Raw genomic sequence first — 12912 nt, forward strand, 5'->3', positions numbered from 1 at the left:
GTCGTGGTTGCTCAGATTCCCCGGTTCTAGAGCAACTATAGTAAAAAAGGTGTCAAGCTGAGCGCAGCCGAAGCATCTCGCTCGCTTCGTTCGCACCGTTCAACAAAGCGAGCGAGATGCTTCGGCTGCGCTCAGCTTGACAGACCGAGTTTAATGCCATCACTTCTGCTCTCCACCTTCCTGAACAAAAAAGCGAACGGTTATCAGCTAAAAGCTAATGGCTGAATACTTGGTGCCTATTTTTGCCTTTTCTGATTCTAGCATCATTTTATGTCCCTCGCCACTACGTACTCGCCCACCGACGTTGAAGCCAAATGGTACCAGCGCTGGCAGGAGCAGGGCTTCTTCAAGGCCACCCCCAACCCCAAGAAAGTCCCTTACACCGTTGTTATCCCGCCGCCCAACGTGACCGGCGTGCTGCACATGGGGCACATGCTGAACAATACCATTCAGGACGTGCTGGTGCGCCGCGCCCGCATGCAGGGCAAGGAAGCCTGCTGGGTGCCCGGCACCGACCACGCCAGCATCGCCACCGAAGCCAAGGTAGTGGCCCAGCTTAAGGAGCAGGGCATCGCCAAAAGTGACCTCACCCGCGAGCAGTTCCTTTCCCACGCCTTCGAGTGGAAGGAGAAGTACGGCGGCATCATCCTGGAGCAGCTTAAAAAGCTGGGCGCCTCCTGCGACTGGGACCGCACCCGCTTCACCATGGAGCCCGACCTGACCGATGCCGTACTGCGCGTGTTTGTGGACCTCTACAACAAAGGCCTGATTTACCGTGGCGTGCGCATGGTGAACTGGGACCCCGAAGGCCGCACTGCCATTTCTGATGAAGAGGTGATTGCCAAGGACGTGCAGGCCAAGATGTACTATCTACGATATTATTTAGCTGATAGCTCTTCCCCGGACGAGGCTAATGGCCAACAGCTAGCAGCTAATAGCTACATCACAGTAGCTACCTCGCGCCCCGAAACCATCATGGCCGACGTGGCCGTGGCCGTGAATCCCAACGACCCACGCTTCAGCCACCTGAAGGGCGCAACGTTGCGCATCCCGCTGCTGGGCCGCGAAATCCCGGTGATTTTTGACGAGTACGTATCGATGGATTTCGGTACGGGCGCGCTGAAAGTGACGCCCGCGCACGACCTGAACGACTACGAGCTGGGCGTGAAGCACAACCTGCCCGTTATCGATATTCTGGCCGACAACGGCACGCTCAACGAAAAGGCCGTGCTCTACGTGGGCCAGGACCGGTTTGCCGCCCGCAAGCAAATCGCCAAGGATTTGCAGGAAGCTGGCCTGCTCGAAAAAATCGAGGAGTACGCCAGCATCGTGCAGACGTCGGAACGCACCAAGGCCGTGATTGAGCCCAAGCTCAGTCTGCAGTGGTTCATGAAGATGGAGCACCTGGCCAAGCCCGCGCTGGACGTGGTAGAGAACGACACCGTGCGCCTGCACCCGCCCAAGTTCAAGAACATGTACCGGGTCTGGATGGAAAACGTGCGCGACTGGTGCATCTCGCGCCAGCTGTGGTGGGGCCAGCAGATTCCGGCCTACTACCTGCCCGTCGGCACCTTCGTAGTAGCCCTTACGGCCGAAGCCGCCCTGGTCCAGGCCCGCGCCCAGAGCGGCAACGCCGACCTGCAGCTCAGCGACCTGCGCCAGGACGAGGATGTGCTCGATACCTGGTTCTCGTCGTGGCTGTGGCCCATTTCGGTATTCGACGGCTTCAAAGACCCCGACAACGCCGACATCAACTATTTCTACCCCACCAACGACCTGGTGACGGGCCCGGACATCCTGTTCTTCTGGGTGGCCCGCATGATTATGGCCGGCATCGAATTCCGCCAGGAAGTGCCGTTCAAAAACGTGTACCTCACCGGCATCGTGCGCGACGCCCAGGGCCGCAAGATGAGCAAGCAGCTCGGCAACTCGCCCGACCCGCTCGACCTCATCGCCCAGTACGGTGCCGATGGCGTGCGCACCGGTATGCTGTTTTCGGCCCCGGCCGGCAACGACCTGCTCTACGACGTGAAGCTGGTGGAACAAGGCCGCAACTTCTCCAACAAGCTCTGGAACGCCTTCCGGCTCGTGAAGGGGTGGGGGGTTGATGCCACGCTGCCTTTCGTGAACGAGAAGGCCGTTACGTGGTTTGATGCTAAGCTGCAGGGCGCCATCATCGAGCTCGAAGACCATTTCGAGAAATTCCGGATGAGTGACGCCCTGATGACGGTATATAAGCTGGTCTGGGACGATTTCTGCGCCCTGTACCTGGAGATGGTGAAGCCCACCTACCAGCACCCCATCGACGCCGAAACCCTGCGCCACACCACGGCCTATCTGGAAACGCTGCTCAAACTGCTGCATCCCTTCATGCCCTTCATCACCGAGGAGCTGTGGCACGAGCTGGCCGAGCGTGGCCCCCGCGAGTACGTGTGCGTGGCCCCGTGGCCCAAGGCCAGCGCCCCCGCCGCGCCCGCCCGCATCCTGGCCGACATGGAAAAGGCCCTGGCCATCGTGGCCGGCATCCGCAGCGTGCGCAATCAGAAAAATATCGGTCCCAACAAGCCGCTGGCGCTGGTGGCCAAAACCGACGATGCGGCCCTGCTCGCCGAATTCGACGGTATCATCCGCAAGCTGGGTGGTATTTCAGAAATGAGCTTCGCCGATGCCGGCCCCGCCGCCTCAGTGAGCTTCGTGCTGGGCGGCAGCGAGTTCTTCATTCCCCTCGAAGGTCACATCGACTTGGCCGCCGAGCGCACGCGCCTCGAAAAGGAGCTGGAATACGCCCAAGGCTTCCGCGAATCGGTACAGCGCAAGCTGGGCAATGAGAAATTCGCTCAAAATGCCAAGGCCGAAGTACTGGAAAAAGAACGCCAGAAGCTGGCCGATGCCGAAGTGAAAATTGTAGCCCTAGAACAAGCCCTGGCGGCACTTTGAAAAACACCCCCAAACAACAAAAAGCCACTTCCTGCTACAGGAAGTGGCTTTTTGTTGTTTGCCTAAGCCGGTAGCGAGTTCTTTATTTCGCTCCCTCGCTGGCTGCTTTCTTCTGCAGCAAGGCCAACTGGTTTTGCAGCTGAAAAGTGACCTTTTCACAATCAGAAAAGCGTTGCTCAGAAGTTTGCAATGCCTTCTGAGTAGCCGAAAGCTGCTGGTACAGATAACCAATCAGCCCAAGTGCGAGCACCAGCGCGCCAATTACAAAAACGTTTTTCATATCGTCAATAAAGTGTTTTAAGCAATTAAGCTGTAGCGCGAGGTTTCGCGAAGTAAAAAAACAAGTCTCGCAAAGTTGCCATTCAGACGACTTTGCGAGACTTGTTTTTTTACTTCGCGAAACCTCGCGCTAAATAGCCGTATTCGGGTCGAATTGTTCGAGGTAGTCGGCCACCTTCCGCACGAACATGCCGCCCAGCGAGCCGTCTACCACGCGGTGGTCGTAGCTGTGGCTCAGGAACATGAACTGCCGCACACCAATAAGGTCGCCCTGCGGCGTCTCAATCACGGCGGGCTTCTTCTTGATTGCGCCCACGGCCATGATGGCCACCTGCGGCTGCATGATGATGGGCGTGCCCATCACATTGCCGAACGAGCCCACGTTGCTCAGCGTATAGGTGCCGCCTTCCAGGTCGGCGGGGGTGAGCTTGTTGGCGCGGGCCCGGTTGGCCAGGTCGTTCATCTTCTTGCTCAGCCCGTTGAGGTTGAGCTGGTCGGCGTTGTGGATGACCGGCACAATAAGGTTGCCGCTGGGCAGGGCCACGGCCACGCCGATGTTGATGTCGCGCTTCTTGATGATGTAGTCGCCGTCAATCGAAACGTTAATCAGCGGGTAGTCCTGAATGGCGCGCGCCACCGCCTGAATGAAGAGGGGCGTGAAGGTGAGGTTTTCGCCTTCACGCTTCTTGTAGGCGTCCTTATGCTTGTTGCGCCAGTTCACCAGATTGGTCACGTCGGCTTCCACAAAGCTGGTGACGTGCGGCGAAATGCGCTTCGAGTCCACCATGCGCTGCGCAATCATCTTGCGCATTCGGTCCATCTCAATCAGCTCCTGGCCACCGCTCACGCTGGGCACCGGCTTCACGCTGGCTGCTTGCGGGGCCGCCGCCTGGGGTGCTGGCGCGGGCGCGGCTACAGGGGCTGCGACTATGGCTGGCGCGGCTGCGGCAGGGGCCGCGCTGGCCGTAAACGACGGCTTGCCGCTGGCTACGTAGTCCAGAATGTCCTTCTTGGTCACGCGGTTTTCTTTGCCAGTACCGGGCAAGTATTCCAGGTCGCTCATGCTCACGCCCTCTTCGCGGGCAATGCTGAGCACGAGCGGCGAGAGGAAGCGGCCGGGCTGGTGCTCGGCGCCTGCTACCGTAGCAGCAGCTTCGGCGGGTACAAAAGGAACGGCGCTGCCGTTGCTCGAAGCGGCAGGAGCCGCCTGCGGGGCTGCGGGAGCAGCGCTCGGCGCGGCGGCACCTGCGGCGGCAGCATCGGTTTCCATGATGGCAATGGGCGCGCCCACGGCCACGACCTGGCCTTCCTGCACCAGAATTTCCGTCAGCACGCCCGCGTAGATGGCCGGTACTTCGGTGTCAACTTTGTCAGTGGCTACTTCCAGCACTGATTCGTCCTGCTCAATGGTGTCGCCAATTTGCTTGAGCCATTTCAGGACGGTGCCTTCCATGATGCTTTCGCCCATTTTGGGCATCGTCATTTCCACTCGTGCCATATAGGAGGGGTATTGGGGGAGTTAAGGTGGGATGGGAATTTGGTGGCACAAAGGTAGCCAGAAAGCTGAACGCCCCCGGCGCAAAGCGACGAGGGCGTTTCAATCAATATTTTCCGTTCAGTACATCCTTCGCCGTGCGGTGGAAGTGCTTGCGTTTCAGCTTGCGCCGAATGGCCGGCGGAATGGACCCGCCCGCCTGGTAGTGCCGAATAATGGCGGCCTCGTTTTCGGCACTGTAGGCATTGGCCTTCAGCGCGCCTGCCACCATGAAAGCGGTATTAACTATAATATCGTCGCGGGTTTGCTCGGCAGTGCGCGGGCGGCCCGTTTGTTGGGCATACGACTGCTGGCCGTACAATGACGGGTTGGTGTTATTAGCCTCAGTTTGCTGCATGCTCTCGCCGCTGCCGCGTTTCTGATGAAACAGCTTGCGCACGGCAAAAACTGTGTCGCGCCCCTGGCTGAAAGCCGGCAGTGTGCCACTCAATAGCAAGCAAAATAAAAGTAAAGTCTTCATGGGTCAGCCGATGGGTAGCGTGGGCATTGTAGTAAGTCCCAGAGCCTGACTTTAGCCAAGTGGTTGCATGCAGCAGGCCTTTTAGCAGCAAAGTACTGCCTTCCTAACGCTGCCACCATAGCCAGAATAGTATCTCAAGGGCTTATAGCCGCCCGGCGCTATTCCACGGTGATAACCGGCAACCCTTCTTCCATCAAATCGCCGCCCGTGGTCGCGGCCTCCTGCCGGAACTTCGAGAAGCAGATGGTACGGTTCGACGCAAAGCGGTTGGTTGGGTCGCTGATGACGACTACGTTCTCAAAAGTGCCAAATTCCTTGCCTTCGTACATCAGGCTCTGCTTGATGCCCAAATCAGGCTTGTTCACCACATTCACATAAATGGACCGGCCCACGGCTTTTGGCCCCGGCTTGGCATAGAGCACCAGCGTTTCAATGCTGCCGTCGCAGCTATCGGCGCAGCTGCTGAGCAGTAGAACGGTACCGAAGGAAAGAGCAAATTGAAATGATTTTTTCATAACCAGGATAAAGGATTGTAAACAGCAGCGCCTAACCAAAAGGCTAGGCGCTGCTGTCGAATCAATAAATAAGCCTTAAATCGTCGAGAAGTCAAACGACTGCTCCAGAAACGCCGTCGTGAAATTACCCTCGTTGAACTGGGCATTGTCCATCAGCGCCAAGTGGAAGGGGATGGTCGTTTTCACACCTTCTACCACAAACTCGCTCAGGGCGCGCTTCATTTTCACGATGCATTCCTCCCGGGTCTGGGCCACGGTGATGAGCTTGGCAATCATCGAGTCGTAGTTGGGCGGAATGGTGTAGCCCGCGTACACGTGCGTGTCCACGCGCACGCCGTGGCCGCCGGGAATGTGCAGGGTCGTGATTTTGCCGGGGGCCGGGCGGAAGTTATTGCGCGGGTCCTCGGCGTTGATGCGGCACTCCATGGCGTGCATCTTCGGGAAGTAGTTTTTGCCCGAAATAGGGATTCCCGCCGCTACTTTAATCTGTTCCTTGATGAGGTCGTAGTTGATGATTTCCTCCGTCACCGGGTGCTCCACCTGAATGCGGGTGTTCATCTCCATGAAGTAAAAATCCCGGTTTTTGTCCACCAGAAACTCAATGGTGCCCACGCCTTCGTAGCTAATGGCCGAAGCGCCCGCAATGGCTGCCTTGCCCATTTTCTCGCGCAGCGCGTCGGTCATGAAAGGGGAGGGGGCCTCTTCCACCAGCTTCTGGTGGCGGCGCTGTATGCTGCAGTCGCGCTCCGAAAGGTGGGCTACGTGGCCGAACTGGTCGCCCACAATCTGTACCTCAATGTGGCGGGGTTCCACCACAAATTTCTCCAGGTACATGCCGTCGTTGCCAAAAGCCGCCTTCGACTCCGTCCGGGCATCGTCCCAGGCCTTCTGAAACTCGTCGTCGGAATGGATGATGCGCATGCCGCGCCCACCGCCACCCGCCGTCGCCTTAATGATAACGGGGTATTTGATTTTGTTGGCAATTTTCTTGCCCTGCTCCACCGAATCCAGCAAGCCCACCGAGCCGGGAATGCACGGCACGCCGGCCTTAATCATCGTGGCTTTGGCCGTGGCCTTATCGCCCATCTGGTTTATCATCTCGGGCGAGGCCCCGATGAACTTGATGCCGTTTTCGGCGCAGATGCGGGAGAATTCCGCGTTTTCCGACAGGAAGCCGTAGCCGGGGTGAATGGCGTCGGCGTTGGTAATTTCAGCGGCCGAAATCAGGCTCGGCATGCTCAGGTAGGACTGGGCCGAGGCTGGCGGGCCGATGCACACCGCTTCATCGGCAAACTTTACGTGCAGGCTTTCCTTGTCGGCAGTCGAGTACACGGCCACCGTTTTGATGCCCATTTCCTTGCAGGTGCGGATGATGCGCAGGGCAATTTCGCCCCGGTTGGCGATGAGTATTTTCTTGAACATTGGGTGGGAACGTCAGGGATTAAAAACTGTCATCCTGAGCGGAGCAAAGGACCTTATCAGTTCAGACGGCAAACCGCTCGTCGGTGATAAGGTCCTTTGCTCTGCTCAGGATGACGCATTGAAGCAACTACTCAATCAAAAACAACGGCTGGTCGTACTCTACGGGCGTGGCGTTTTCCACCATTGCTTTCACAATGCGGCCGCTCTCTTCGGCTTCAATCTCGTTGAAAAGCTTCATGGCTTCGATGATGCAGATAACCTGGCCTTTCTCCACCATGTCGCCCACCTGCACAAAAGCCGGCGAATCGGGGCCGCTGCTGCGGTAAAAGGTGCCAATCATGGGAGCTTTCAGGGCGCGGTTGCTGACGCTTGCTTCGGCTGCGGGAGCAGCGGCCGCAGGAGCAGCTACTGGTGCGTGAGCCGCGGCAGCCGCAGGAGCGGGTGCGGCCATGGGCGCCGCCGCGCTTATCACGTGCTTGGTGGTGGGGTCGCGCTGCACCGAAATCTTAAACTCTTCGGTTTCGATATTGACCTTGTTAAGGCCCGATTTGGCGATAAAATCGAGCAACTCCTGTAATTCTTTGGCTTTCATGGCAGCGTCCTTTTTGGGCGTGTTTGACATATGATTAGCTGCTAGCGTTTGGGCGCTAGCTTTTTTTGGAATATCAGCCAATAGCTAAAAGGTATTGGCTAACAGCTTACTAAAGGCTATTTGACGCGCTCAACGTAGCTGTAGTCGCTGGTCTTGATGCGAATCTTGGTGTCGGTATCGATGAACAGGGGCACCTGAATGCGGGCACCGGTTTCCACCGTGGCCGGCTTCAACGTGTTGGTGGCAGTGTCACCACGCAGGCCGGGTTCGGTGTAGGTCACCATCAGGTCAACGGTGGTGGGCAGCTCGGCCGTGAGGGGCATTTCGGTTTCGGCGTGCATGAGGATGGTTACCTCCTGGCCTTCCTTCATCAGGTCGGCAAAGGGCAGCATTGCCTCCGGAATCACTACCTGCTCGAAGGTGGAGTTGTCCATGAAATTGTAGCCGTAGTCGTCCTTGTACAGGAACTGGTGGGGCCGCTGCTCCACGCGGGCCGTTTCCACCTTCACACCCGCGTTGAAGGTGTTGTCGATGGTGCGGCCGGTTTTGATGTTGCGCATCTTGGTGCGCACAAACGCGGGCCCTTTGCCGGGCTTCACGTGCTGAAACTCGGTGATGACGTGCAGCTCGTTGTTGTAATTGAGAACGAGGCCGTTGCGGAAGTCGGCGGTACTTGCCATGGTTGTTGAGCTATTAGCTGATAGCCGGTAGCTATTAGCTTTTTTGGTGGGATTTAGTATTTAGCTGATAGCCGTTAGCTATTAGCTGATTTTCGGAGTTGGAACAGGGCTACCAGCTAAGAGGAACTAGCTAACAGCTTTAGAATCGTAGGCCCATTTCAGGTAGATGGCACCCCACGTGAAGCCGCCTCCGAAGGCCGCCAGCACGAGGTTGTCGCCGCGATTTAGCTGGCTTTCGTAGTCGGCCAGGCACAGCGGAATGGTGGCGTTGGTGGTGTTGCCGTAGCGGTGAATGTTGAGCATCACCTTCTCGGGGCCCACGCCCATGCGGTTGGCGGTGGCGTCGATGATGCGCTTGTTGGCCTGGTGCGGCACCAGCCACGCCACGTCGTCGTTGCTGAGGTGGTTGCGCTCCATGACCTGGGCGGCCACGTCGGCCATGCTCTTCACGGCGAATTTAAATACCGTAGCACCTTCCTGGTAAATGTAGTGCTCCTTATTGTCCACGGTGGCGTGGGAGGGCGGACGGCGGCTGCCCCCAGCCTTTTGGTGCAGGTAGGCTTCGCCGCTCCCATCGGTGCGCAGCACGTGGTCGAGCATGCCGTAGCCCTCGGTGTTGGGTTCCAGCAGTACGGCCGCCGCGCCGTCGCCGAAGAGGATGCAATTGGAGCGGTCGGTATAGTCCACGATGGACGACATTTTGTCGGCACCCACTACTATTACCTTCTTGTAGGTCCCGGCCTGAATAAACTGCGCGCCCGTCGCCAGCGAAAACAGGAAGCTGGAACACGCCGCATTCACATCGTAGCTGAACGCCTTGGTGATGCCCACGCCGTTGGAAATGATGTTGGCCGTGGCCGGAAACAGCACGTCGGGCGTGGTAGTAGCACAAATAACCAGGTCGATGTCCTCCGGGTTGGTCCCGGTCTTGTCCAGAAGCTGCTGCACGGCCTTGATACCCATAACGGAAGCGCCCTGGTCTTCTCCCTTCAAAATGCGCCGCTCCTTGATGCCGGTCCGGGACAGAATCCACTCGTCGGTGGTGTCGACCAGTTTTTCAAGCTCGGCATTGGTAAGCACATAGTCGGGCACGTAGGCACCCACGCCGGTGATGGCAGCAGTAATCTTCATATGGGCAAAAGTAGGCGGGGCAAGCGAGAAATGGGCAAAGCAGAATAAAAAAGCGCAACCAACGCGCCCGTAATGCCCAAGGAGAGAAAAAGGAGATGAGGAAAAAAAATCCGGCCGAAGCCGGACGTTTTTATCAGTTCGAGGCAGGCGCTACGACTTAAAAGTAGCTTTAATTTGGTCGACAATCCCGGATTCGGCCATGTTATAGCCTTGCACCAACATGTTGCAAATGGCCAGTGGCGTACTCCGGCCGTGGCCGATAATGGCGTTATCGTTGATGCCTAGAATAGGGGAGCCCCCCACGGCTTCGTAGTTGAACTTATCAAAAAACGGGTCGTGAATGTCCTTCTCGTCCATCATCTCGTAAATGGATTCCGCCATTTTCAACAGGATATTGCCTGTGAAGCCATCGCAGACCACCACATCGGCTTTCTCGTTGAACATATCGCGCCCTTCCAGATTGCCCACAAAATGAATGCGCGGGTTGGCCTTGAGCAGCTGGTGCGCGGCCTGGGTGTTGGGAGTGCCTTTGGCTTCTTCTTCGCCCAAGTTCACCAGGCCCACTTTAGGTCGCTCGATTCCCAGCACGTACTGCGCATAGAGCGAACCCAGCTCGCCGAACTGTTCCAGCATTTCGGGCTTGCATTCGGCGTTGGCGCCCACATCGAGCAGCACTCCGAATTTATCGTGCTTTTTGGGAACGAAGTTGGCAATGGCGGGGCGGATGACGCCGGGCACGGCCTTCACCGTAAACATGGCGCCCACGAGCATGGCTCCGGTGTTGCCAGCCGAGCAAAAGGCGTCTACCTCACTTGCAAGCAGCATTTTATAGCCAATGGCAATGCTGGAATCCTGCTTGTGCTGGAAGGCTTTGGCCGGGTGCTCGGCCATATCGATGACCTGCGAAGCCGGCACGAATTCGAGGGCGGCAGCGGCAGGACCGGCGGCATCAAGCAGGGGTCGCACGGCATCTTCCTGGCCAATGAGGACGATGGTGGCTCGGCCGGCGAGTAGTTCGGCGGCCATCACGGCACCCGCCACGGCGGCTTGGGGGGCGAAATCGCCGCCCATTGCGTCGAGGGCTATTTTCATGTAAAAGGTGTTTGGGGAGGTCAGGAGAAGGGTGGTAACCAAAAGTCCGGCCTCGCAGGCTTACAAAAGCGCGAAGCCGGACCGTAAGGTACCGCGAATTAACAACCTGACGCGTTATTCGTCGTCGCCGGTAGTGTCGGCAGCGGGCGCAGAGCTCACCTTCGAGTAGTTTTTGATGGCCAGCTGGCCATTGTGGTACAGGTCGCCATCAACCACGTAGGCCTTGTGGCGCAGGTGCAGCTCGCCCGTGTTGGGGCACAAGGTCACCGCCTTAGGAGTCAGCTTGTAGTGGGTGCGGCGCTTGTCGCGAACGGAGGTGGAGGTGCGGCGCTTAGGATGAGCCATGGTATTGTTAAGTTATGAGTGTTGAGTTGTAAATGTTGAGTGGGGGAGCGACTCGGGGCGCTGACGGATTAATTCAAGTTGCGCAGCGCGGCCCAACGTGGGTCGGCCGGCTCGTCGTCATCGGGCGCATCGTCAGCAGGACGGGTGCTGAAGATGAGCTTGGTGGGAGCATCGGGGTTGTCGTCGGCTTCGTTCTGGAAACGCGGGTGCAGCTTCTTCATGGGCAGCGCCAGACCAATGTAGTCGTAGAGGTGCTGCGCCAGGGGCAGGGATTGGGTTTCGGGCGTGATTTGCAGCACGTTGTCATCCAGTTCCTTGCTTTCGTCGCCGAAGCGCACCAGCAGCCGCTCCTCAATATCCATTGGCTGGTCGAACTCGTCCAAACTGCGGTCGCAAGTCAGGCGCACGGTACCGCTGATGTGGAAGTTCAGGGTCATTACCCGCTCGGTTTTGATGAGCTCCACGTCGGCGTGCAAGTCGCCTTGCTCCACCAAAGACTGGTCGAATAAAGCAAAAAAGTCGGGACCCAACTCATACTCAAAATGGTGCGTTTTCAGCGCCAGCTTGGCTAGGTTGATGTCGTATTTACTTTCTTTTTTCACGGTGGGCTGGATAGCAGGGGGCAAAAGTAGTGAAAATTCGGCTTTTTGCCAAAAAAAAGGTCCAACTTTCTCGGCAGTTTCCGCCAGAAAAGGCAGAGTGTTGCGCTGAGCATCAGTCATTCTTTGGCCAGTTGCGCGCACCTCCATACGTTGCGCACCCGGCAATGATGCCCACAACTACCGGCCAGCCTCTACCGCGCCGAGCGTGGCTGGGCGTCTTCCCAGCGCTGCTTCCACACCTCACAAGCCAGGTAAACTGCTGCCCTAAAAGAAGATTCGTTGGCTTTGAACTGCCCCGCCAGGCCATAGGCCGTGCCGTGGTCGGGGGAAGTGCGCACCACTGGCAAGCCGGCCGTAAAGTTCACGCCCTGCTCAAAGGCCATCAGCTTAAAGGGAATCAGGCCTTGGTCGTGGTAGAGCGCCAGGGTGGCGTCGAACTGCCGGAATTGCTGGGTGCCGAAGTAGCCATCGGCCGGGAAAGGACCCACAACAAGATGGCCGTCGTGCGCAAACTGTTGGATTACGGGCGACACGATGTCGCCTTCTTCCTTGCCCAGCAGGCCGTTTTCACCCGCGTGGGGGTTGAGGCCCAGCACCGCAATGCGCGGCTTCAGAATGCCGAAATCCCGTTTCAAGGATTTCAGGAGCAGCGTGATTTTGGTGCGCAGCAGCTCGGGGGTGAGGCGGGCGGGCACGTCCTTGAGCGGCATATGACCGGTGACGGTGGCAATGCGCAAGCCGCTTTCGTCTACTAGAAACATGAGGCTTTCGGGCGCTTCGAAGTAGCTGGTCAGGAATTCGGTGTGGCCGGGAAAGCGGAAGTCGTCGGCCTGGGTATTGTCTTTGCTGATGGGCGCGGTGACGAGGGCGTCGAGCTTGCCGGCTTTGAGGTCGCGGCTGGCGGCCAGCAGGCTTTCGCGCGCGGCTTGGCCCGTGGCGGCCGAGGGCTGGCCGGGAGCCAGCACAAAGTCCTCATCCCAGCACGTCACGGCATTGAGGCGGCCAGGCGCAATGTCGGCCGCGTCGCGCAGCTGCCGGAAGGTGAGGGGCTCGGCGTCCGGCTCGGTCGGAAAATCATCGAACAGGGCCGTGGCCGTACCGTAAATAACCGGGGTGCAAATTTTTAGAAGCCGCTCGTCGAGCAGCGTCTTGTAGATGACTTCGGGGCCGATGCCGGCGAGGTCGCCCACGGAAAATCCGAGGCGGGGAAGGTTTTGGGGCATATGAATTGTGAGGTAAGCTTCAGCTTGCCATTAATTCGAAAGACGGGAAGGAAAATAATAACAGGGAACGGCAAGCTTA

The 12912-nt window shown here is 58.0% G+C and carries 13 protein-coding genes; 1 reads left to right on the forward strand and 12 read right to left on the reverse strand.

Translation table 11 applies throughout. The features are described from left to right. Window positions 1-270: 270 nt before the first annotated feature. Window positions 271-2937 (forward strand): valine--tRNA ligase, encoded by a 2667-nt coding sequence (locus tag GM79_RS05095; RefSeq protein ID WP_035560276.1) that lies wholly within the window; start codon window positions 271-273, stop codon window positions 2935-2937. A gap of 82 nt (window positions 2938-3019) precedes the next feature. Here the strand turns inward: GM79_RS05095 and GM79_RS05100 are convergent, their stop codons facing one another. The 12 genes from GM79_RS05100 to pdxA form a co-directional block, all read right to left on the reverse strand. Next, a complete protein-coding gene (locus GM79_RS05100) occupies window positions 3020-3217 on the reverse strand; it encodes a hypothetical protein (protein ID WP_035560278.1) in 198 nt (65 codons plus the stop codon). Window positions 3218-3346: 129 nt separating this feature from the next. After that, window positions 3347-4714, reverse strand: a complete 1368-nt coding sequence (locus GM79_RS05105; RefSeq protein ID WP_035560281.1) for a dihydrolipoamide acetyltransferase family protein — start codon at window positions 4712-4714, stop codon at window positions 3347-3349. A 103-nt stretch (window positions 4715-4817) separates the two neighbouring features. After that, complete coding sequence (locus GM79_RS05110) at window positions 4818-5231, reverse strand: hypothetical protein (RefSeq protein ID WP_152559847.1); 414 nt, start codon at window positions 5229-5231, stop codon at window positions 4818-4820. A 158-nt stretch (window positions 5232-5389) separates the two neighbouring features. Next, on the reverse strand, window positions 5390-5746 hold the full coding sequence (locus tag GM79_RS05115; protein WP_035560287.1) for a hypothetical protein: 357 nt from the start codon (window positions 5744-5746) through the stop codon (window positions 5390-5392). 75 nt (window positions 5747-5821) lie between these two features. Next, window positions 5822-7168, reverse strand: coding sequence for an acetyl-CoA carboxylase biotin carboxylase subunit (accC, locus tag GM79_RS05120; protein WP_035560291.1), 1347 nt, complete (start codon window positions 7166-7168; stop codon window positions 5822-5824). A gap of 127 nt (window positions 7169-7295) precedes the next feature. Beyond that, window positions 7296-7760: an acetyl-CoA carboxylase biotin carboxyl carrier protein gene (accB, locus tag GM79_RS05125; RefSeq protein WP_035560456.1), complete on the reverse strand. Its 465-nt coding sequence runs from the start codon at window positions 7758-7760 to the stop codon at window positions 7296-7298. Between the two features lie 116 nt (window positions 7761-7876). Next, entirely contained in the window at window positions 7877-8440 is a 564-nt protein-coding gene (gene efp / locus GM79_RS05130; protein WP_035560295.1) for an elongation factor P, read from the reverse strand. 126 nt (window positions 8441-8566) lie between these two features. Further along, the gene (locus GM79_RS05135; RefSeq protein WP_035560298.1) at window positions 8567-9571 is read right to left on the reverse strand and encodes a beta-ketoacyl-ACP synthase III; all 1005 of its coding nucleotides are present in this window, start codon (window positions 9569-9571) and stop codon (window positions 8567-8569) included. 150 nt (window positions 9572-9721) lie between these two features. Continuing rightward, window positions 9722-10663, reverse strand: a complete 942-nt coding sequence (gene plsX, locus GM79_RS05140; protein ID WP_035560300.1) for a phosphate acyltransferase PlsX — start codon at window positions 10661-10663, stop codon at window positions 9722-9724. Window positions 10664-10777: 114 nt separating this feature from the next. Next, the gene (gene rpmF, locus GM79_RS05145) at window positions 10778-11008 is read right to left on the reverse strand and encodes a 50S ribosomal protein L32 (RefSeq protein WP_035560302.1); all 231 of its coding nucleotides are present in this window, start codon (window positions 11006-11008) and stop codon (window positions 10778-10780) included. Between the two features lie 68 nt (window positions 11009-11076). After that, on the reverse strand, window positions 11077-11610 hold the full coding sequence (locus tag GM79_RS05150; RefSeq protein WP_035560459.1) for a YceD family protein: 534 nt from the start codon (window positions 11608-11610) through the stop codon (window positions 11077-11079). A gap of 191 nt (window positions 11611-11801) precedes the next feature. After that, window positions 11802-12833 carry a 4-hydroxythreonine-4-phosphate dehydrogenase PdxA gene (gene pdxA / locus GM79_RS05155; RefSeq protein WP_035560305.1) on the reverse strand — a complete coding sequence of 344 codons (1032 nt, stop codon included), beginning with the start codon at window positions 12831-12833 and terminating at the stop codon, window positions 11802-11804. Window positions 12834-12912 lie beyond the last annotated feature (79 nt).

The sequence above is a fragment of the Hymenobacter sp. IS2118 genome (assembly GCF_000715495.1).
Taxonomy (GTDB): Bacteria; Bacteroidota; Bacteroidia; order Cytophagales; family Hymenobacteraceae; genus Hymenobacter.